Origin of the sequence: Mesorhizobium qingshengii, assembly GCF_027563465.1 — a bacterium.
Taxonomy (GTDB): domain Bacteria; phylum Pseudomonadota; class Alphaproteobacteria; order Rhizobiales; family Rhizobiaceae; genus Mesorhizobium; species Mesorhizobium qingshengii_A.
Genome location: NZ_JAPFQA010000009.1, coordinates 39624 through 61342, shown reverse-complemented (window position 1 = coordinate 61342; position 21719 = coordinate 39624). Strand labels below are relative to the sequence as shown.

The window sequence follows — 21719 nt, the reverse complement described above, 5'->3', positions numbered from 1 at the left end:
GCTGCCGGGACCGTGTCGGATTGCCTACTGGCCAGTGACGATCTTGGTCCAGGTGCGTGTGATGACGCGCTGGGTCTTGGGGTCGTAGGGAGAGACCGTATAGAGCTTCTTTATGGTCTCGGCATCGGGATAAACCGAAGGATCATCCAACAGTGCCTTGTCGATGAATTGCTGCGAGGCCTTGTTGCCGTTTGCGTAAAGCACGTAGTTCGACGATTTGGCGATAACTTCCGGCTTCATCATGTAGTTGATGAACTCGAGCGCCTCGGCGACATGTGGCGCATCGGCAGGGATCGCCATCTGATCGAACCACATCTGCGCGCCTTCCTTCGGCACGGAATAGCCGATCTCGACGCCCTGCTTGGCCTCGACCGCGCGGTTGCGGGCCTGGAAGACGTCACCCGACCAGCCGACCGCCAGGCAGATATCACCGTTGGCAAGTGCGTTGATGTATTCGGAAGAATGGAACTTTCTGATGTAAGGCCGGACCTTCAGCAAGGCCTCCTCGGCCTTGGCGATATCGTCGGGCGAGGTGCTGTTCGGGTCGAGGCCGAGATATTTCAATGCCGCCGGAATGATGTCGGCAGGCGAGTCCAGCACGTAGACGCCGCAGTCCTTCAACTTGGCCAGGCTGTCGGGATTGAAGAACACGTCCCAGCTGTCGATCTTGTCGGTGCCGAGCGCTGTCTGCACTTTCTTGATGTTGTAGCCGATACCAACCGTGCCCCACATGTAGTTGATCGAGTATTCGTTGCCGGGGTCGTATTTGGCGGTTCGCTCCGAAACCGTGTCCCACATGTTGGAAATGTTCGGCAGTTTCGACTTGTCTAGCTTCTGGAACACGCCGGCCTGGATCTGGCGCGCGAGGAAGTTGCCGCTGGGCACGACGACGTCGTAGCCGCTGCCGCCGGCGAGCAGCTTGGTTTCAAGGATTTCGTTGGAATCGAAGGTGTCGTAGACGACCTTGATGCCGGTTGCCTTGGTGAAATCGTCGATGATCGAGCTGTCGATGTAATCCGACCAGTTGAAGACGTTGACGACACGGTCCTCCGCGTGACTACCGACAGCGAAGAGTGTCAGAAATGCCGAGGTCGCCGAAAGCCAGAGCGCTTTGCGGATCATGCTATTCTCCTTTGATGAGTGTTCCTTCGCCGGCTCGTCGCGGACCCCGCGCGACCGGGCATTTGTTTCAGACTATTGGGCTTTCCAGGGGGCGACAAGCGCGAACTGCCGGCACCATGGGGGTGGTTCGATGCGCGGCAGGTGATGGCTCCGTGTCCCTGTCTCGGCCTGGGTGGCGTGCCGATGCCGTCAGAGGCTTTCGCCGTGGCGTGGGCAGAGATACGACGATGTGGTCCGGTCTCGATCTGACCGGCATGGAGACTTGGCAAGATACGCCTGTCTTGTTGTTGCCGTATTCCCAGCCTGCCCGCGCGGCAACGACGTTGTCAATGGCAAAGCTGCAGGCCGCGTCAATTAGGCGATGGCACCCCGGTGACCCCCGCGCGCTGGGGCCGTGTCTGGCGCTTGAACTCGAGCCCGATATGGACGAGCAGCGCCGTGACCACCACCGCGCCGCCAATGATGGTGCGCCCGGATGGCACCTCGGAATGAATGAGCCAGACCCATATCGGCCCGAGGATCGGCTCGAACGTGCCGAGCAGCGCCGCGATGGCCGCCGGGATCAGCCGTGCGCCGGTGGCGAAGAAGGCGAGGCCGAGGCCGAGATTGACCACGCCGAAGGCGAAGAGAAAGCCCATGTCGCCGGCCGATACAGTAAAGGTCGAGGCCCGCGAGGCGGCAAAGCCCGCCGCCAGGATCGTGCCGAGACAGGTCGCCGGCGTCATGCGCACGCTGGAAAACCGCCGCGTGATGACGGTGGCGATCGAGAACATGAACGCGATCAGCAGCGCCAGCCCGTCGCCGATCGGCGAGACGGCGCCGTCAAGGGATTCCGACACCATGATGGCGACGCCTGCGATGACGGCGGCAATTGCCAGCCAGGTCGAAACAGTCACCCTTTCGCGAAACAATGCCCAGGCAAAGAGCGCCGCCAGAAGCGGCACGCCGGCCTGCATCAACAGGATGTTGGCGACGGTGGTGTAGGCAAGCGCCACGACGAACGCGGTCGATGCGGTGGCGAAGCAGAACCCCACGGCAAGGCCTGGAAGGCCCATGTCGCGGAACAATTTCAGCGTGCCGCGCCAGCCGTCGCGCCAGACCATGAAGCAGAGCAGGAAGGCGGCAGCCCACACGGAGCGCCAGAACACCACGGTCCAGCTGTCGTCGACGCTGATGAAGCGGGCGATGGTGCCGCCAAAACTCCACATCAGCGCCGACAGGAACACCAGCAGGAAGCCGATCCGCTCCTCCCGCTGCGGGGCGGGCGATGAAACAAGGCTCGGCGATGATGCTGTGTCGGTCATGGGCGCGACTGTCGAGCTTTTGTGGACGGGACGATGCGCAAGGGACGACAGAAAAGTACCCTGTTCGCGTAACGCAAAGGCGAAGGCCAGGGGTGAGCCAGAGACCGGCGATAATTGTGGCACCTTGCCACAGCGTCACTGAAAGTCGAAGGCACTCAAGCCCGTCACCATCTCGTCGAGGCCGAGCGGACGGGTCACCGGCGGTTCGGCGCGCGCCAGACAGCCGACACGCTCGCAAAGCCGGCAGGCAGGTCCGACCGGCGTCGCCGCAACGTTGCCGACCTTTGCGGTGGTTGCCGCGCCGGGAAGTGCCGCGCCGTAGACGATGTCGTCACGAAAGCCGATGTCGCAACCGAGCAGCAGCGCCGTGCGGCGCGGACGCTCGGAGAAGGCGCCTTGCGGTCCCTCCAGCGTGCGGGCAATGCACAGGAACTCGGCGCCGTCGGGCAGTTCCACCGCCTCGACGAAAATCTGGCCGGGCTGGGTGAAGGCGACGTGCACGGGGAGCTTGGGACAGCCGCCGCCGAAGCGGCTTTGCGGAAAGCCCTGGCTACCGGCCTTGCGAAAGCGGTTGCCGGCATTGTCGACCTCCAGCATGAAGAACGGCACCCCGAGCGCGCCTTGCCGCTGCAGCATGGTCAGCCGGTTCGCCGCCTGCTCGAAGGAGACGCCGAAACGCGAACGCAGGACGTCGATGTCGTAGTGGGCGCGCACGGCAGCCGCATGGAAGGCCTGGTAGGGCATCATCAGCGCATGCGCCGCATAGCGGCCAAGTTCGAAGCGGGCGAGGCGGCGGGCCTCGTCCGTGCTCAGCTTGAGCGCCTGGATCTCGCCGGCGACCGCGACCGTCATGCGGATCAGGCAGGCTTCCATCGCGACCTCGCGCAGCTGGTCGAACGGCGACAGGCGTTCGGACAGGAACAGGCGCTGCGAATGGCGATCATAGCGACGGCGCCAGTTCGGCATGGTGGCGACAGGCAGCACCTTGACCACGATGCCGTATTCGCGCTTCAGCCAGGCCTTCAGCGCACCGAACAGGTCGTCACCGGGATCGAGCACTGAGGTGAACGCCGCGGCTTCTTCTTCAAGCGCCGCGAAATGGTTCGGCCGCCGCTCGAATATCTCGTGCACCTCGTCGATCGGCAGGCGGGCACCGGAAAGCGCCGTCGCCCGCCCCTCGCGCGCCAGCAACTCGTTGAGGTCGGACAGGCGGTCGGCCTGTTCGCGATAGGCACGAAACAGCTTTATCACAGCCGCCGACGCATTGGGCGCCGCCTCGGCAAGCTCGATCAGTTCCTGATCGCCCGGCAATTCGCCAACCAAAAGGGGATCGGTGAACACTTCCTTCAGGGCGGCGACAGACCCCCTTGCCTCGCCCTGCAGTTCGTGCGGATCGACCTTGTAGACGGACGCCAGCTTGAGGATCAGCTGCACGGTCAAAGGCCGCTGGTTGCGCTCGATCAGGTTGAGATAGGACGGCGAGATGCCGAGCCCCTCGGCCATCGCCGTCTGGGTCAGGCCCTTGGCGTTGCGGATGCGGCGGATGCGCGGCCCAGCGAATATCTTCTGATCAGCCATCGACTGCCCTTGACAGGAATTTACACGACTTTCGCGGCAATTTCGCTCCGTCGCCCTTTTACAACAATGACAGATTTACAGCAGCTCCCTGTCAAACACAACACAGGTTTTCCCTTATATTCGGCCGTTTTCTTTGAATTCTCTGGCTCATTTCGCGCCGCAATGTAAATTCAGTCACATCCCGAGGCCCAGACAACTGGCGCCCGGACACATCGCAGCAATCCTTCGGAGTGACCAATGACTGATTTTTACAACCTCGTCCCATCGGCGCCGGAAGGTCGCTTCGACGGCATTGAACGCCCCTATTCGCCGGAGGATGTGAAGCGGCTGCGCGGTTCGGTGCAGATCCGCCAGAGCCTCGCCGAAATGGGCGCCAACCGGCTGTGGAAGCTCATCCACGAGGAGGACTTCGTCAACGCGCTCGGCGCCATGTCCGGCAACCAGGCGATGCAGCAGGTGCGCGCCGGACTGAAGGCGATCTACCTGTCGGGCTGGCAGGTTGCCGCCGACGCCAACACCGCCTCGGCGATGTATCCTGACCAGTCGCTTTATCCGGCCAATGCGGCACCGGAACTGGTCAAGCGCATCAACCGCACGCTGCAGCGCGCCGACCAGATCGAAACCTCCGAAGGCAACGGGCTTTCAGTCGACACCTGGTTCGCGCCGATTGTCGCCGATGCGGAAGCCGGCTTCGGCGGGCCGCTCAACGCCTTCGAGATCATGAAGGCATTCATCGAGGCGGGCGCTGCCGGCGTTCACTACGAGGATCAGCTGGCATCGGAAAAGAAGTGCGGCCATCTCGGCGGCAAGGTGCTGATCCCGACGGCGGCGCATATCCGCAACCTCAACGCCGCGCGCCTGGCAGCGGACGTGATGGGCACGCCGACCCTGGTCGTCGCGCGCACCGATGCGGAAGCCGCCAAGCTGCTGACCTCCGACATCGACGAACGCGACCAGCCTTTCGTCGACTACGGCGCCGGGCGCACCGTGGAAGGCTTCTATCATGTCAGGAACGGCATCGAGCCCTGCATCGCCCGCGCCATCGCCTATGCGCCTCACGCGGACCTGATCTGGTGCGAGACCTCGAAGCCAGACCTGGCGCAGGCCAAGAAATTCGCCGAGGGCGTGCGCAAGCATCACCCGGACAAGCTGCTTGCCTACAATTGCTCGCCATCGTTCAACTGGAAGAAGAATCTCGACGACGCGACGATCGCCAAGTTCCAGAAGGAGCTCGGCAGCATGGGCTACAAGTTCCAGTTCATCACGCTCGCCGGCTTCCACCAGCTCAACTACGGCATGTTCGAACTCGCCTGTGGCTACAAGGCGCGACAGATGGCGGCCTATTCCGAGTTGCAGGAAGCGGAGTTCGCCGCCGAAGCCAACGGCTACACCGCGACCAAGCATCAGCGCGAGGTCGGCACCGGCTACTTCGACGCCGTCTCGATGGCGATCACCGGCGGCCAGTCGTCGACCACCGCCATGCATGAATCGACCGAGCACGCGCAATTCAAGCCGGCCGCCGAATAGCGAAAGAGAACACCGAGGAAACGCCCAGCAGGGCTGAGATACAGGAGAAGAACAATGGCATCGATAAGCCGCGTCAAGGAACGCGCCGAAGAGCAGTCCACCACGATGAGCGTCGACCAGCAAGCGACGATCCGCATGCTGGCCAACGATCTGCACCGCCTCAACCAGTCCGTGATGAAGGCGGTCGAGGCAGGCGTCTCGGTCGAGCTCGTGCGCTCGGCACGGCATCACGGCGGTGACGGCAACTGGGGTGACTTGCTGATCCCGGTTATCGTCACGCAGCAGAGCCAAGGCTGACCGAAATCCGCTCAACCCGCCCTTCACCTGCGCAGTCTCTGCGCAGGTGAATTTTCTTTTTACGCAACGCATCGCGTGGACAGGTCAGTACAGTCGCGTTGCTTGAATTCGCTGCCCCGGGGGTCGGTTCCAAGCTCTTTTATTTCAACTTGACATGGGCCGCGATCTCACGCCAATTGCGCTCCAGATTTCAACTCTGCATTGAAATGGGGGCGAGCTTCTTGGTTGACTTGGGTGCCCAGTGAATCGTGAAGGCGAGACTCCAAAACGCCCGAATTTGGTGACCCGCGACTCAAGGACCGAGACGATCCGCGATCCCTCGCAGGTGCTTGTCGTCGGAAGATCGCCAATCAATCGGGTGGTGATTTCGAAGATCGTCGAGCGATCCGGGCTCAAGCCAATCTCGGAATCTCCCGACACGGCGGCAAAGGTCTTGCGATCCCTCATTCCGGGTGCCGTTGTCCTTGATGGCGGCGCCGACAACAAGGACTGCGACAACCTGATGTCCGGCATCGATGCGTTGCGTCGGGCCTCCGGCAAACCGGTTCCACCGGTGATCCTGCTTTCAACCAAGAATGGCACGCCGGAAAGCCTGGGCCTGTCGAGCGTCATCGACGTTGTGGTCGCCAAGCCGATTACACCCGAACGGTTGCAGCCGGTGATCGATCGCCTGATCAGCCGGTAGGGTAATTCCAGCAAAAGTGTGTGGTGGTTCTCCGTCCGGAATTGTGCAAAAACAAATAGCTGAGGCCCACGGTCAGCCTGGGTTCATGATGCTGTCGACCAGCCCGGGCAGTTGTCCGAGATCGGATATCAGGCGGAACCTCGGCTCGGCAACCGGAGCCTCGACATGCTCCAGCACCCAGGTCAGTTCATGTGGCACATGGACACCCCAGCCGCCGGCCTCGATGGCCGGCACGACGTCCGATTTCAGCGAATTGCCGACCATCATGCTTCTTGCGGGACCATCGCCGTGGCGGCTGAAGAGGCGGGCATAGGTGGCGGCATTCTTGTCACTGACGATCTCGACCGCGTCGAACAGATCCCCCAGCCCGGATTGCGCCAGCTTGCGCTCCTGGTCGAAGAGGTCGCCCTTGGTGATCAGCACAAGGCGGAATGCGCCGGCAAGCTTCTCGACAGCCTCGCGCGCATGCGGCAAGGCCTCGATCGGATGGCTCAGCATCTCGCGGCCGGCATCGAGAATTGCCGATATGACCGAGGCCGGCACGTGGCCTTGCGTGACCTCGATCGCTGTTTCGATCATCGACAGCGTGAACCCCTTGATGCCGAAGCCATAGACGGCAAGGTTGCGCCTTTCGGCCTCCAGCAATCGTGCCGAGATATGTCCCGCCTCGCCATGGTCGGCAAGCATGGCGGCAAAGTGCTTCTCCGTCATACGGAAGAACTGCTCGTTCTGCCAGAGCGTGTCGTCGGCATCGAAGCCGATGGTGGTCAGTCCGCTGTTGTTTCGCATCGATGCCTTCCGGGCTGGGGAGCGCCTAAACCTAAGCCGACCGGCGCGCGATTTTCAACCAGAACAGGAATGCCTGCCATGGCTCCCCTTCCCTTCCATAGGGGGGCACGGCTATACTCCGAAATCCGCAACCCAATCTGGTGAATGATGCCGCCTGCAAAAAAGGAAGTCCGTCCGTCGAGCCGCGGAGGACGCGCCCGTACGCCTGCCTTCGTGAAAAACCAACGTGGCGTCAAGAACTGGAAGGAAGTCAGCGCCTGGCTGGAATGGCGCGGCATCGAGGATATCGAATGCATCACACCTGATCAGGCCGGCGTCGCGCGCGGCAAGATGATGCCGTCGAAGAAATTCACCTCCAACACGTCGCTGGCATTGCCGTCGGCCGTCTTCATGACGACGATATCCGGCGGCTATCCCGAGGATGGCAACGGCTTTCACTATCCCGAGGACGACGGCGACCTCAAGCTGATGCCCGATCTGTCGACGCTGACGGTAGTGCCTTGGGAGGAAGACCCGACGGCCGCGGTCATCTGCGACCTCGTCCACCAGGACGGCCGCTCGGTCGAGTTCACGCCACGCAACGTCCTGAAGCGCGTGGTTGCCGCTTACGACAAGCGCGGCCTGAAGCCGGTGGTGGCGCCCGAGATCGAATTCTACCTCGTGCGCAAGAACCCGGATCCGGACTATCCCCTGACCCCGCCTGTCGGCCGTTCGGGGCGCGCAATCGGCGGTGGTGCCGGCTATTCGATCGCCGGCGTCAACGAGTTCGATGAGCTGATCGACGACATCTACCATTTCTCCGAAAGCCAGGGCCTGGAGATCGACACGCTGATCCATGAAGAGGGTGCCGGTCAGCTCGAGATCAATCTGCGCCACGGCGACCCGATCGAACTGGCCGACCAGGTTTTCATGTTCAAGCGCACCATTCGCGAGGCGGCGCTCAAGCACGAGATCTACGCCACCTTCATGGCCAAGCCGATCCAGGGGCAGCCGGGCTCCGCCATGCATATCCATCAGTCGATCATCGACAAGAAGACCGGACAGAACATCTTTTCGGCGGAGGACGGGTCCGAAACCGAAGACTTTTTCCATTTCATCGGCGGCATGCAGAAGCATGTGCCGAACGCGCTGGTGATGTTCGCGCCTTATGTGAATTCCTACCGCCGGCTGACGCAGGCGGCGTCGGCTCCGGTCAACAACAAATGGGGCTATGACAACCGCACCACGGCGTTTCGCGTGCCACGCTCGGATCCGGCGGCACGGCGCGTCGAAAACCGCATTCCCTCCTCCGATGCCAATCCCTATCTGGCGCTGGCGGCATCGCTGGCCTGCGGGCTGATCGGCATCACCAACAAGATCAAGGCCGAGCCTCCCGTGCTGACCACCGCCAACGCGGCCGAGATCGACCTGCCGCGCAGCCTGCTCGAGGCCGTCGACCTGTTCGAGGGCGACGGGGAACTCTGCGCGCTGCTGGGCAAGTCCTTCGCCGCGACCTATGCGGCGATCAAGCGGGCGGAATTCGAGACGTTCATGGAAGTGATCAGCCCTTGGGAGAGGGAATATCTGCTGCTGAATGTGTGATGCCATGAGCGAATAGCGAATAGAAACGATGGGACAGGCGGGCACAGCCTCGATCAACATCTTCAATCTTTCCCTATTCGCTCTCTCACCCTCTTTCAAAACCCCGAGTCTTTGCCGATCATGCCCTACCAATCCCCCATCTCTCCCGGCCGTTCCTGGTACGAAGACGCCGTCGGCCCGCGGCCGGAGTACCCGACGCTCGACGGCAACCTGACATGCGACGTCGTCATTATCGGCGGCGGCTTTACCGGCCTGTCGGCAGCCGCCCACCTTGCCAAGGCAGGCACCAATGTGGTGCTGATCGAGGCCCACCGCTTCGGTGATGGCGCATCGGGCCGCAATGGCGGCCAGCTCGGCACCGGCCAGCGCGCCTGGGTCGAAGAACTGGAAGCCGAGTACGGCTTCACCCGCGCCAAGGCGCTGTTCGATCTTGCCGAAGAGGCGAAGACGCATCTCGTCGAATTCGCCGCCGCCAACCAGATCGATATCGAGTATATGCCCGGCCAGATGTCCGTGGCGCACAAGCCGCGTTATGTCGATGACTACAAGGCGCATGCCGAGATCATGGCGAGCCGGTTTTCTTACCCGCATATCTCGTTCATGGATGCGAAGGAGACGGCGGAGCGGCTGGGCTCGACGCACTATTTCGGCGGAACGCGCGACACTGGCACCGGCCACATCCACCCGATGAAGCTGGTGATCGGCACGGCGCGGGTGGCGGCGCAAGCGGGCGCGCAGCTGTTCGAAAGGACGCCATCGACCGCCATCATTTCCAGCGGCGGCAAGGTGAAGGTTTCGACGCCGAGAGGCACGGTGTCGGCGCAGAAATGCCTGATCGCGGTCAACGCCCATGGCGGCACGCTCGAGCCGGTGAGTGCCGCGCACATCATGCCGATCGGTTCGTTCATGGGTGCGACAGTGCCGCTGGGAGCGGATTCGAAAGTGCTGCCTGGCGGCGAGGCCGTCGACGATTCCCGCTTCGTCGTGCGCTATTTTCGCAGATCGAAGGACGGGCGGCTGCTGTTCGGCGGACGCGAGATCTACGGCGTCAACGATCCAAAGGATATCCACATCCACATCCGCCGTCAGATCACGGAGCTCTACCCGGCACTCAGGGATGTCGAGATCACGCATGGCTGGGGCGGCTATGTCGGCATCACGGTGCCGAGAAAGCCGTTCGTGCGCGAAGTGATGCCCAATGTCATCTCGGCCGGCGGCTATTCCGGCCACGGTGTCATGCTGTCGAACTTCTTCGGCAAGCTCTATGCCGAAACCGTTGCCGGCAACCGCGACCGGCTGAAACTGATCGAGGACCTGAAAATTCCGCCGTTCCCCGGCGGCCGTCGCTTCCGCACGCCGCTGCTTTTCCTCGCCCTCAACTGGTTCGCGCTGCGGGATCGGATTTAGCCGCTCCGGTCTAATGTAATATTGTAATATTTGTTGCCCAACCGACGCATTGCGCAATCCCCGGCAAAGGCGCAGAATCCTTAACGTCGGCGCACTGATGCCACAATCGCGGGCGAAAGATGCCCGTTCTGGGCGATTGTTCGGGGATTGCTGCGGGCCTGCCCGCGTTGATTTTTTGGGACCGATGCCGATCAGACGCCGGACTTCCGGCACCGATCGAAAGAACATCGGCCCGCTTATGGAGGTGGCAAGAGTGAGAGAGCCCTTCAGTTTCGGTACGCCGGAACGTCGGCGCTTTGCCATGCAGTTCGGATACGACATGCGGCCGTCCTTCTGGCAGGAAGTCCGTTCCAACTCGCACCTGGTGATCGCCGCGATCGGAACCGCAGCACTGCTTGGCGTTGCCGCGGTGGCGTTGTGGCTGGCATTGCCGGCCAGTGAGAGGCAAGCGGCAGCGAGCCCCGAGCAGACCATTCCGACCATTCCGGTGAAGACGACGAAAATCGCTCCTGTCGGGCCCGCTGTGGCCACGGCAGCCGTGCCGCAGGCGGCACGCAAGTCCGATAAGGTTTCACCGACGGTGGCGGGAGCGGAAGCCACCATGCAAGCGCTCGCGGCCAATGATCCCCGTTGGACCAATTCGCAGTCGAAGGCCGCCTCCGCCCCCAGCCAGGTGACGAACCAGGCCGAACAGGCGCCGGACAAACCGGCGGCGGCTTTCGCGCAGCCGGCAGCCGATACCGACGCCACCACCGAACTTGCCAAGGTTGCCGCCCCCACCAGCGCGGCGGGCGGCGATCCCGATGGCGCGCAAACCGCCGCCATCCCGGCGGCGCAACCGCAAGCGCCGGAGCAGCAGCCCGAGGCAACCCAGAACGACACCAGTCAAACCAAGGCAAAGCCACGGAAAGTGGTGGCCGCCGGAACCGGCCGCATCCTGAGGGCCGTGACCATGCGCAGCGGCCCGAAGAAGAACGCGGCCGCCATCAGCACGGTGCCCGCCAGAGCCTCGGTGCAGGTGATGGGCTGCCAGAAATGGTGCCAGATCGTCTACAACGGAAAGACCGGCTGGATCTACAAGAGCTACATCAAGACCGGCGCCTGAGGCTTAAACCGCCAAGCAACCACCCAAAGCGGCCCCGGAAACGTTGCAGGCGGCGCGCCGATTTGCGTTGCCTTACAAACTCCCGATGTTGTTCGAAGGGCACTTCATAGAGGCCGCACTGCTGGCATCCCTCGGTTTTGCCGCATACCGGAACCCAGCACTGAACATCGTGAGTCCAGGCAAGCGGGACACGTTCCAGATGGAGATTGGAAGAACTCTTCAACAGGATCAACTCGCCAGGCACTGCTGTCCGCCTGATGTAATCCGAGACCTCTTTCGGCGTGCGCAATTCGACGAAGCGGCCAGTGTCGCGATCGGCCTGGCTGGCCTTCGAGCGATGCGCATGCTCGCCAACATATATCACCTGGTTCGCGATCTCACGCGCGCTCTTATAGGCGCGGGCATACTTTGCGTTCGAATCGGTAAAGTCCGACAACTGGCCAAGCACGATCCGCTTTTCGCTGAGGGTAGATTTTGCCATCATATCCAAGGCAAGGGGTAGCGAATGCCAAGGCGCCTTGACGGAGTCCACGATGAAGTGCGGCCCGCCCTCCGGGATAATCACCTGGCACCGGTTTTCCACAGGCTCAAACGTTTCGATCCGGTCCTTAACTGTCTGCGAAGGTACTCCAAGTTCGAGGGCCGCAGCCGCGGCTGCGACAGTCGGCAGCCAGAAATGCTCACCTGGGAAGGGGGTCTTGAGGTCAAGCTCGCCGCCGCGCCAGTGTAACTTGAAGCTGAGCATGCGAGGATACCCGGCACTGACCTCGGTGACACGGTAGTCGGCCGATTCTGACTCGCCGAATGTGACAAAGCGTTGCGCCTTCCCGGATGCCATGGCCAGCACATTCGGATCATCGGCATTGAGCAAGGCGAGGCCGCCCGGTTCCAGAGCCTCGACGAGTGCGCCTTTTTCGTGAGCGACATTCTCCAAGGTTCTGAAACTGGAGACATGCTCAAGCCGGACCATTGTGACGACAGCCACATGCGGCCGCAACATTTCCGCCATCGGCTTGATGGAATTGATCGCCGACACTGACACCTCAACCACGACGTAGTTCACGCCGCCGATCCGGCGCGAAAGCATCCTCGACAGCATCTTCAGCGAATGGAAAAGAAGTTGAATATGAACCGAACCATGGCCGGCCAATATGTGCCCAAGCAGCGCCGTTGCGGTCGATTTGCCGGAGCTACCGGTTATGCCGATGAAGGTCGCCTTGCTTTTCGAGCGGGCGCGCCTTGCATTGTAGCCCCTGACATACTGCCGCAGGTCTTCGTGAACTTTCCGCAGTCTGGCGTTCCTCACGGCACGGCCCCAAAGCCCGAAGAAGGCTTTATGCCGCCTGCCCGTCGGCCAAGTCAAATCGACGCCGGATGGCGAGCGCTCTCAGATGCAGCGTCCGCCGTCGACCTCCAGCGCTACACCGGTGATGAAGGCGGCTTCATCCGAAGCCAGCCAGAGTGCGGCGTTGGCGATATCGAGCGGCGTCGAAAGCCGGCCAAGCGGGATCGATGCGCGGAACTTTTGACGGATCTCCGGCGTGTCGGCGCCCATGAATTTTTCCAGCATGCCGGTCTCGCCGGCGACAGGACAGAGGCAGTTGACGCGGATGTTCTTCGGCGCCAGTTCCACCGCCATCGATTTGGTGGCGGTGATCGCCCAGCCCTTCGACGCATTGTACCAGGTGAGGCCGGGCCGGGGCCGGATGCCGGCGGTGGAAGCCGTGGTCAGGATGACGCCGCCGCCTTGCCGGTCCATGATCGGCACCACGGCAAGTGCCGCGTGATAGATCGCCTTCATGTTGACAGCGGTGATCAGGTCGAAGGTTTCCTCGTCGACCTTGAGCATGTCGCCATTGCGATGGGTAAACCCGGCATTGTTGACCATGATGTCGATGCGGCCAAAGGCGCTTTTCGCGGCATAGACCATCTCGTCGAACTCGGACCGCAGCGAAACATCCGTCTGGGTCCAGATCGCCGCTTCGCCGATCTCTCGGGCAACACGTTCGGCGCCCTTGGCGTTCAAGTCGGCGACAACGACCCTGGCGCCTTCCTTGGCAAAGCACCTGGCGATACCCTCACCGAAGCCCGACGCGGCACCGGTGATGACGGCAACCTTGTTTTGCAGACGCATGCTTTTTCCCGCTCATGATTGGTGACGATAGACCAGCGCGCTGGCGACGCATATCGGCGCAAAGCCAAGGCTTCCGGCCAAGGTGGTCGGAAGATGCGCGGCCATCGCCGATTTCTCCTTTGGCTTTCGCCTCGATCCCGCTCTATGTTGCAACTGCGAAGGCTTCCGGAACCGCGCTATCGACAAGCCTCCGGGGTCTCGGACTGTCAAGGGGCAGGTGCGAACACTCAGATGTGACACCATGGCACTGGAATATTTAAATCGATTAGATTATATCAGCCGCGTTCTTGCGACCGGCGTCAAAGCGGACAGACCATGACCAGCCAGATCATCCCCGTCGAACCGTTCGACTTCATCATTTTCGGCGGCACCGGCGATCTGTCGGAGCGCAAGCTTCTGCCGTCGCTCTACCATCGCCAGCGCGACCATCAATTCTCCGAACCGACGCGCATCATCGGCACGTCGCGCTCGAAAATGAGTGACGAGGAATTCCAGGCTTTCGCCAAACAGGCGATCTCCGAGCACGTCAAGGCGGCCGATATCGACGCCAAGGAGTTGAAGACCTTCCTGGCACGGCTCTCCTACGTCTCGGCCGATGCAACGAGCGGTGCGGGATTCGACAAACTCAAGAAAGCGATTGGCGACAGCGATCGCATCCGTGCCTTCTACCTGGCGGTGGCGCCGGCGCTGTTCGGCGACATTTCGCACAAGCTGAAAGAGCACAATCTGATCACGCCGAACTCGCGCATCGTGCTGGAGAAGCCGATCGGCCGCGACCTTGCCTCGGCGCGTACGCTCAACGATCTGGTCGGCGACGACTTCCACGAAAGCCAGATCTTCCGCATCGACCACTATCTCGGCAAGGAGACGGTGCAGAACCTGATGGCGCTGCGCTTTGCCAACGCGCTCTACGAGCCGCTCTGGAACTCCGCCCATATCGACCATGTGCAGATCACCGTGGCCGAGACCGTGGGGCTGGAAGACCGCGTCACCTATTACGACAAGGCTGGCGCTCTGCGCGACATGGTGCAGAACCACATGCTGCAGCTCTTGTGCCTCGTCGCCATGGAGGCGCCGTCGTCGATGGACGCCGACGCGGTGCGCGACGAGAAACTGAAGGTGCTGCGCGCGCTGAAGCGCATCAATGGCAACGAAGCGCCGAAGCAAACCGTGCGCGGGCAATATCGCGCCGGGGCCTCGGCCGGTGGGCCGGTCAAGGGCTATGTCGAGGAACTGGGCCACGACAGCAACACCGAGACCTTCGTCGCCATCAAGGCCGAGATCGGCAACTGGCGCTGGTCGGGCGTTCCGTTCTACCTCAGGACCGGCAAGCGGCTGGCGACCCGTGTTTCGGAAATAGCCATCGAGTTCAAGCCGATCCCGCATTCCATCTTCGGCGACAGCGCCGGACCGATCTTCGCAAACCAGCTGGTCATCCGGTTGCAGCCGGACGAGGGCGTCAAGCAGTTCATCATGATCAAGGATCCGGGCCCGGGCGGCATGCGGCTGCGCCAGATCCCGCTCGACATGAGTTTCGCGCAGTCGTTCCAAGGCCGCGCGCCGGACGCTTATGAGCGGCTGATCATGGATGTCATCCGCGGCAACCAGACCCTGTTCATGCGCCGCGACGAGGTCGAGGCGGCGTGGAAGTGGATCGACCCCATCCAGCACGCCTGGGAAAGCGCCAGGCAAGAGGCGCAGGGCTATACGGCCGGCACCTGGGGGCCATCGGCCTCCATTGCACTGATCGAACGTGACGGGCGGACATGGCACGAGAGCAACTGAACGGCGCCGCCTACAATTGGCATGCCTTTTCCGGCCGTCCGGAACTGGCCACTGCCCTGGCCGGCCGCGTTGCCGATCGCCTGAGCAAGGCGATTGCCGAGCGCGCCACGGCGCTGTTGGCGGTTTCCGGCGGCACGACGCCGGCAAAGTTCTTCGCGGCGCTTTCGGCCACACCGATCGCCTGGGACAAGGTGATCGTGACGCTGGTCGACGAGCGTTTCGTGCCCGCCTCCTCGCCGCGCTCCAACGCAGGCCTGGTGGCCGCCAATCTGTTGCAGAACGCGGCCAAGGCGGCACGTTTCGTGCCGCTATATCATGAGGCCGTCGGCATCGAGGACGCCGCCGCATCCGACGATGCGGCGCTCCTGTCGCTGCCCTGGCCGCTCGATGTCGTCGTGCTCGGCATGGGACCGGACGGCCACACCGCCTCGTTCTTTCCCGACGCCGACGATTTGCCAAAGCTGCTCGATCCAGCCTCCGACCGGATCGTGCTGCCGGTTCACGCGGCCAGCGCCGGCGAGCCGCGGCTGACCCTGTCGCTGGCTCGCATCGTCGATGCCGGCTTCATCGCACTTCACATAGAGGGCGAAGACAAGCGAACCGCCTTCGACGGCGCGGTCGCGCCCGGACCGCGAAAGCCAATTCGCGCCGTGCTCGATGCCGCACCGAAGCCCGTAGAGGTTTTCTGGGCCCCCTGACTTGAACTTGCTGTGGGTCCCGGCAGACAGCCGGATTGTGTTCCGGGACCTCGCCTGAAAGGACCGACACCATGACCGCCAGACGCGACATAGAAGCCATCACCGAGCGCATCCGCCAGCGCTCCAGACCGGGCCGCGAGCGCTATCTTGGCCGCATCGCCGAAGCGTCGAACCGCACCGCCAACCGGGCCGTGCTGTCCTGCGGCAACCTCGCCCATGGCTTTGCGGTCTGCAGCCCCTCGGAAAAGCTGGCGCTGGGCGCCGACAAGGTGCCGAACCTTGGCATCATCACCTCCTACAACGACATGCTGTCGGCGCATCAGCCGTTCGAGACCTTTCCGGCGCTGATCAAGGACGCGGCGCGCGAGGCTGGCGGCATTGCCCAGGTGGCTGGCGGCGTGCCGGCAATGTGCGATGGCGTCACGCAGGGCCAGCCCGGCATGGAGCTGTCGCTGTTTTCGCGCGACGTGATCGCCATGGCCGCCGCGATCGGCCTTTCGCACAACATGTTCGACGCCGCCGTCTATCTCGGCGTCTGCGACAAGATCGTGCCGGGGCTGGTGATAGCGGCACTGACCTTCGGCCATCTGCCGGCGGTGTTCATTCCGGCTGGACCGATGACCACCGGCCTGCCAAACGACGAAAAGGCCAAGGTCCGCCAGCTCTATGCCGAAGGCAAGGCCGGGCGGGCCGAACTGCTCGAGGCCGAGTCCAGGTCTTACCATGGGCCGGGGACCTGCACCTTCTACGGCACGGCGAACTCCAACCAGATGCTGATGGAGATCATGGGCCTGCACACGCCAGGCGCTTCCTTCGTCAATCCCGGCACGCCGCTGCGCGACGCGTTGACCCGGGAAGCGACCAAGCGGGCGCTGGCGATCACCGCGCTCGGCAATGCCTATACGCCGGTCGGCCGGATGATCGACGAGCGTTCGATCGTCAATGGCGTCGTCGGCCTGCACGCCACCGGTGGGTCGACGAACCACACCATCCACCTGATCGCCATGGCGGCGGCCGCCGGCATCGCGATCACATGGCAGGACATTTCGGATCTCTCGGAAGCGGTGCCGCTGCTGGCCCGGGTCTACCCGAACGGTCTTGCCGACGTGAACCATTTCCACGCCGCCGGCGGCCTCGGATTCCTGATTCGCGAACTGCTCGACGAAGGCATCCTGCATGAGGACGTGCAGACCGTGTGGGGCGAAGGATTGCGACCCTATGCCGTCGAGGCAAAGCTTGGCGCCGATGGCGGTGTGGTGCGCGAGGCCTCGCCGCGGACAAGCGGAGACGAGAAGGTGCTGGCGCCATTCAGCAAGGCGTTCCAGGCCACCGGCGGTCTGAAAGTGCTGTCGGGCAATCTCGGCCACGCCGTGATCAAGACCTCGGCGGTGAAGCCGGAGCGGCGCCTAATCGAGGCGCCGGCCAAGGTGTTCGACAGCCAGCAAGGGCTGAACGAGGCGTTCAAGGCAGGCACGCTGACAGGCGATTTCATCGCCGTCATCCGCTTCCAGGGTCCGAAGGCCAACGGCATGCCGGAGTTGCACAAGCTGACCACGGTGCTCGGCATCTTGCAGGATCGCGGCCAGCGCGTGGCGCTGGTCACCGACGGGCGCATGTCGGGTGCGTCCGGCAAGGTGCCGGCGGCGATCCATGTGACGCCAGAGGCGGTAGAGGACGGGCCGATCGCCAGGATCCATGAGGGTGACATCATCAGGCTCGACGCCGACGCCGGAACGCTGGAAGTGCTGGTGCCGGCCGGGGATTTCGCGCTGCGCCGGACAGCGGACGCCGACCTCATCGGCAATGAATTCGGTTTCGGTCGCGAACTGTTCGCCGGATTCCGGCAGCTGGTCGGCCGTGCCGACCATGGCGCCAGCGCGTTTGGAACGGCGTGACGGCAGTTTTGCGCAATTCATGAAAAAGGGCGGCTCATGGCCGCCCTTTTGCGGTCGTGCATGCGATTCTATTGCACAGTCAGTTCGGCTCGCTCGCCGGCCTTGACCGTCACGGTGCCTTCCTTCGAGCTGTTGTCCGATTTCTCCGACACGACGGCATAGTCGCCCGCCGGTATCGCCGCCTGATACTTCTGGTCGTACGCGTAGCCAAGCGACTTGCGGTTGCCGTTGATGTCCTTCTTGGCCTCGAAAATCTCGATTTTCGAGGCTCCAGGCGCGGTGATCGCCAGCACGCCGGCATTCATGGCGATCTTCACATCCTGAAATTCGCCGACCTTGACGGTGAACGGCTGCTCGACCACGGCGAGATCGACCGTCGCAATCAACACATAGTCGTCGGGCGGCAGATCGAACTTGCTGTCGGGCCCATAGGCATAGGTCACCTCGTCCCTGGTTCCGTCGATCTTCTTCTTCGCCTTCACGATCTTGAAGCCGATACCCGAACCGTCCGCCTTGTCGCCACCGGCGGTATAATAGGCATTGGCAACGACATGGCCGACGCCGGCGATCATATCCTTTTCCACGGTCTTGCCGGCAGCAAGCGGTATCGTCTCGGTGACCACGCCCTGCCCGATCGTGACAGTCACCTTCTCGTCGCCTGCCGGCAACACGGCTTTCGTGGTCCCATAATAGGTCGCGGGCATGTCAGCGCCGGGATAATCGACCACGACGGACGCGCCATCGACAACATCCGCCCCTTCGCTGGGTCGCGGATGGATGATGAGCGTGCCGGCGTTCAGGATGAAGAGAGGCTTGTAGACCTGGCCTGCCTCGATCTTGATCTTCTGCTCAAGCTTGGCCTCGCCGTCGCGCGCGACGATGATGTAGTCGCCCGGTTCCAGATTGGCTTTGTAGGCTCCGTATTCGGTGGTGACGTTGTCGCCCCGCGTGCCATCGGATTTCGCCTTGTAGACTTCCCAGGCATTGCCGTCGGTGACCGGATCGCCACCCTCTGCCAGCAGCGCGGTCGGCAGAAAATTGAATTCCGGTTTTTCCGGTGCAGGCGCCGGGGCGGGAGCAGGCGCCGGTTCGGGCGCTGGCGCGGGAGCCGCCACCGTCTCGACAAGCGCGTCCTGCAGCGCCTTCTCGTCGGACGCCTGGATATATTTGCCGCCGGTGTTGTCGGCAAGGCAGGCGATCTGCTTGCCTTCGTCGGCGGTAAGGCCAAAACCGACCACGTCGGCAGTGAAATCGACGCCGGACGCTTCGAGCTCCTTGCCGAGCGCGCAAGGATCTCCGCCGCACGTCTCCAGCCCATCGGTGATGAGAACGACGGTGGCCTTGTCCTCGGTGTATTTCAACGCTTCGGCGGCCTGCTTGACGGCCGCCGTCAGCGGTGTCTTGCCGAGGAACTTCAAACTGTCGGCGGCGGCCGAAATGGCGCTGGCCGAACCGGCCTGGGGCGGCACGATCAACTGGATGTCGTCACAGCTGCCTTTTTCGCGATGGCCATACGCCATGAAGCCGATTTCGTCATCGGCGGGGGTCGATTGAAGCACGGTTCTCAGCGACTCGCGGGCGATTTCAAGCTTGGGCTTGCCGTCGATCTGCGCCCACATCGAGCCGGAGGCATCGAGAATGATGATGACCTTGTTCGCGGCGAAGCCGAACGTCGTCATCGACAAAAGGAAAATCGCCGCAGCGACGCTCCGTGCAAGTCCCGCCATCGCAATCTCCTGAGTCCGCCCCTGGTTCAGCGAGGCAAGCTATTTGACGCCGCGTCAGGACACAAGCCGGGACAAGGAGCAGGGAGGACAGGCATCAGCGGCGGGCGAAAACCCAATTCAATAAGTCGTGCGGCGCTCTTCGGAAGGCGGCCGGCCGAACTGCAGCCGGTAGCTCTGGGCAAAATAGGAATGCGAGGTGAAGCCCGTCGCGATCGCCACGTCGAGGATCGGCATGTTGGTCTGGCGCAGCAATTCGCGCGCACGCTCCAGCCTCAGCCGCATGTAGTAGCGGCCGGGCGTGACGCTGAGATGGCGCAGGAACAGGCGCTCGACCTGGCGCACGGACAGGCCGGCGGATTTGGCGAGTTGCACCGCCGATAGCGGCTCGTCGAGGTGGTCGGCCATCAGTTCGACGATGCGCCTGAGCTTCTCCGACTTGCCGGTCAGGTCGCGTTCCGGGCCGACGCGCTGGCGGTCTCCGGCCGAGCGGATGCGTTCGTGCTGGAACTGGTTGGCGACACCATTGGCGAGGTTGGAACCGAAATCGCCACGCACGATCTCCAGCATCAGGTCGATCGAGGTGGTGCCACCGGCGCAGGTGTAGCGCTTGCGGTCGATCTCGAAAACGTTGCCTGTGCAGTTGATGTCGGGAAAGCGCTCGACGAAGCCGGCGCGGTTCTCCCAATGGATGGTGCAGCGATAACCTTCGAGCTGGCCGGCCTCGGCCAGCAGGTAGGATCCGACCGAAAGCGCACCCAGCGCATTGCCGCGCCGGCCCCAGCTGCGCAGCGCCGCCAGCACCTTGCTCTTGCCGGGAAACTCCGTCGTCAGGCCGACCGAAACGAAAAGGATGTCGACCGGCGGCAGGTCGGCGACAGCGTAGTCGATCTTGAGCGGCAGGCCGTTGGAGGCCATCACCGGATCGCCGTCGGCCGACACCGTGGTCCAGCCGTAGAAGTCGCGGCCGAGCAGCCGGTTTGCCGACCGGAACGTGTCGATCGCGGCGGCCAGGGAGAACATCGAGAACTTGTCGACCAGCAGGAAAGCGAACTGCCGGCCGCCTTGAACGGGATCATTCATGACCGGCCGTTCTACAGGAACAGGAGGGTTCGGCAAAGCTGGCGCTCTCAGAAGGAGGTCAGAAGGAGGGCCGTTTCAATCCGGCCGCAAGGTAGGCCGAGGCTAACGTATTGGCCATCAGCATGGCAATGGTCATCGGCCCGACGCCGCCGGGCACTGGCGTGATAGCGCCGGCCGCCTTGGCCGCTTCGGCATAGGCGACATCGCCGACGAGGCGGGACTTGCCCTCGCCCTTCTCCGGTGCCGGAATGCGGTTGATGCCGACATCGATGACGGTGGCGCCTGGCTTGACCCAATCCCCCCTGATCATCTCCGGCCGGCCGACGGCGGCGACAAGAATATCGGCGGTGCGGGCAAGCGCGGGCAGATCCCTGGTGCGGCTGTGGGCGATGGTGACGGTGCAGTTGGCGGCGAGCAGAAGATTGGCCATCGGCTTGCCGACGATGTTGGAACGGCCGACGACGACCGCATTGAGGCCGGACAGGTCCTTGCCGCGCACGCGCTCGATCAAGAGCATCGAGCCGGCCGGCGTGCAGGGAACGAAGGCGGTGTCGAGTTCGCCGGTGCCGAGCTTGCCGACATTGATGAAGTGGAAGCCATCGACATCCTTCTCGGGCGCGATGGCCTGGATGATCTTGCCGGCATCGATATGGGCAGGCAGCGGAAGCTGCACCAGGATGCCGTTGATGGCCGGATCTGCGTTGAGCTCGCCGATGATCTTCAGCAACGCTGCTTGGGAGGTCTCGGCCGGCAGCGTGTGCTGGAGCGAGTGAAAGCCGCATTCCTTGGCGGTGCGGGACTTGGAAGCGACATAGACCTGGCTCGCCGGATCCTCGCCGACGATGACCACGGCAAGACCGGGCTTGGCCCTGCCTTTGGCAACGAGTTCGGCCGTCAGGGTCTTGACCGTCCGCACCACGTCTTCGGCGACGCTTTTTCCGTCAATCACTTCAGCCATGAACCACCTTCAACACCACAATGCCCAAGCGCGTCGCTTCTGGAAGC

18 protein-coding genes are annotated in these 21719 nt (G+C 62.9%); 9 read left to right on the top strand and 9 right to left on the bottom strand.

Annotation, left to right across the window (positions count from 1 at the left end; genetic code table 11):
* Nucleotides 1–24: 24 nt before the first annotated feature.
* The 3 genes from OOJ09_RS20050 to OOJ09_RS20040 all read right to left on the bottom strand — a co-directional run bounded on the left by OOJ09_RS20050 (nucleotide 25) and on the right by OOJ09_RS20040 (nucleotide 4004).
* Nucleotides 25–1122 carry a polyamine ABC transporter substrate-binding protein gene (locus OOJ09_RS20050; protein ID WP_269906848.1) on the bottom strand — a complete coding sequence of 366 codons (1098 nt, stop codon included), beginning with the start codon at nucleotides 1120–1122 and terminating at the stop codon, nucleotides 25–27.
* Between the two features lie 350 nt (nucleotides 1123–1472).
* Nucleotides 1473–2426, bottom strand: coding sequence for a DMT family transporter (locus OOJ09_RS20045; RefSeq protein ID WP_269906847.1), 954 nt, complete (start codon nucleotides 2424–2426; stop codon nucleotides 1473–1475).
* 135 nt (nucleotides 2427–2561) lie between these two features.
* Nucleotides 2562–4004, bottom strand: a complete 1443-nt coding sequence (locus OOJ09_RS20040; protein ID WP_269906846.1) for a helix-turn-helix domain-containing protein — start codon at nucleotides 4002–4004, stop codon at nucleotides 2562–2564.
* Between the two features lie 237 nt (nucleotides 4005–4241).
* Between OOJ09_RS20040 and aceA the strand changes: the two genes are divergently transcribed.
* From aceA to OOJ09_RS20025, 3 genes are all read left to right on the top strand, one after another.
* On the top strand, nucleotides 4242–5531 hold the full coding sequence (gene aceA / locus OOJ09_RS20035) for an isocitrate lyase (protein ID WP_269906845.1): 1290 nt from the start codon (nucleotides 4242–4244) through the stop codon (nucleotides 5529–5531).
* Nucleotides 5532–5585: 54 nt separating this feature from the next.
* Nucleotides 5586–5828, top strand: coding sequence for a hypothetical protein (locus tag OOJ09_RS20030; protein WP_224568019.1), 243 nt, complete (start codon nucleotides 5586–5588; stop codon nucleotides 5826–5828).
* Between the two features lie 280 nt (nucleotides 5829–6108).
* The gene (locus OOJ09_RS20025) at nucleotides 6109–6513 is read left to right on the top strand and encodes a response regulator (RefSeq protein ID WP_269906844.1); all 405 of its coding nucleotides are present in this window, start codon (nucleotides 6109–6111) and stop codon (nucleotides 6511–6513) included.
* Nucleotides 6514–6585: 72 nt separating this feature from the next.
* On the opposite strand, the gene OOJ09_RS20020 is transcribed toward OOJ09_RS20025, so the two are convergent.
* Nucleotides 6586–7302: an HAD family hydrolase gene (locus OOJ09_RS20020; protein ID WP_269906843.1), complete on the bottom strand. Its 717-nt coding sequence runs from the start codon at nucleotides 7300–7302 to the stop codon at nucleotides 6586–6588.
* 144 nt (nucleotides 7303–7446) lie between these two features.
* Here OOJ09_RS20020 and OOJ09_RS20015 point away from each other — a divergent pair, with 144 nt between their 5' ends.
* From OOJ09_RS20015 to OOJ09_RS20005, 3 genes are all read left to right on the top strand, one after another.
* A complete protein-coding gene (locus OOJ09_RS20015; protein WP_269906842.1) occupies nucleotides 7447–8883 on the top strand; it encodes a glutamine synthetase family protein in 1437 nt (478 codons plus the stop codon).
* Between the two features lie 120 nt (nucleotides 8884–9003).
* On the top strand, nucleotides 9004–10290 hold the full coding sequence (locus tag OOJ09_RS20010; protein ID WP_269906841.1) for an NAD(P)/FAD-dependent oxidoreductase: 1287 nt from the start codon (nucleotides 9004–9006) through the stop codon (nucleotides 10288–10290).
* 253 nt (nucleotides 10291–10543) lie between these two features.
* Nucleotides 10544–11395 (top strand): SH3 domain-containing protein, encoded by an 852-nt coding sequence (locus OOJ09_RS20005; protein ID WP_269906840.1) that lies wholly within the window; start codon nucleotides 10544–10546, stop codon nucleotides 11393–11395.
* Here OOJ09_RS20005 and OOJ09_RS20000 read toward each other — a convergent pair.
* On the bottom strand, nucleotides 11379–12701 hold the full coding sequence (locus OOJ09_RS20000; protein ID WP_269906839.1) for a Mur ligase family protein: 1323 nt from the start codon (nucleotides 12699–12701) through the stop codon (nucleotides 11379–11381). The genes OOJ09_RS20005 and OOJ09_RS20000 overlap by 17 nt on opposite strands.
* A gap of 81 nt (nucleotides 12702–12782) precedes the next feature.
* On the bottom strand, nucleotides 12783–13529 hold the full coding sequence (locus OOJ09_RS19995) for an SDR family oxidoreductase (RefSeq protein WP_269906838.1): 747 nt from the start codon (nucleotides 13527–13529) through the stop codon (nucleotides 12783–12785).
* 315 nt (nucleotides 13530–13844) lie between these two features.
* Here OOJ09_RS19995 and zwf point away from each other — a divergent pair, with 315 nt between their 5' ends.
* The 3 genes from zwf to edd all read left to right on the top strand — a co-directional run bounded on the left by zwf (nucleotide 13845) and on the right by edd (nucleotide 17907).
* Nucleotides 13845–15314, top strand: coding sequence for a glucose-6-phosphate dehydrogenase (gene zwf, locus OOJ09_RS19990; protein ID WP_269906837.1), 1470 nt, complete (start codon nucleotides 13845–13847; stop codon nucleotides 15312–15314).
* Nucleotides 15296–16012, top strand: a complete 717-nt coding sequence (pgl, locus tag OOJ09_RS19985) for a 6-phosphogluconolactonase (protein ID WP_269906836.1) — start codon at nucleotides 15296–15298, stop codon at nucleotides 16010–16012. The genes zwf and pgl overlap by 19 nt, the downstream gene beginning before the upstream one ends.
* Before the next feature lie 71 nt (nucleotides 16013–16083).
* On the top strand, nucleotides 16084–17907 hold the full coding sequence (gene edd / locus OOJ09_RS19980) for a phosphogluconate dehydratase (protein ID WP_269906835.1): 1824 nt from the start codon (nucleotides 16084–16086) through the stop codon (nucleotides 17905–17907).
* A 68-nt stretch (nucleotides 17908–17975) separates the two neighbouring features.
* Here the strand turns inward: edd and OOJ09_RS19975 are convergent, their stop codons facing one another.
* The 3 genes from OOJ09_RS19975 to folD form a co-directional block, all read right to left on the bottom strand.
* Nucleotides 17976–19634 carry a vWA domain-containing protein gene (locus tag OOJ09_RS19975; RefSeq protein ID WP_269906834.1) on the bottom strand — a complete coding sequence of 553 codons (1659 nt, stop codon included), beginning with the start codon at nucleotides 19632–19634 and terminating at the stop codon, nucleotides 17976–17978.
* Nucleotides 19635–19751: 117 nt separating this feature from the next.
* Entirely contained in the window at nucleotides 19752–20714 is a 963-nt protein-coding gene (locus OOJ09_RS19970; RefSeq protein ID WP_091582818.1) for a GlxA family transcriptional regulator, read from the bottom strand.
* A gap of 58 nt (nucleotides 20715–20772) precedes the next feature.
* On the bottom strand, nucleotides 20773–21672 hold the full coding sequence (gene folD, locus OOJ09_RS19965) for a bifunctional methylenetetrahydrofolate dehydrogenase/methenyltetrahydrofolate cyclohydrolase FolD (RefSeq protein WP_269906833.1): 900 nt from the start codon (nucleotides 21670–21672) through the stop codon (nucleotides 20773–20775).
* Between the last annotated feature and the right edge of the window lie 47 nt (nucleotides 21673–21719).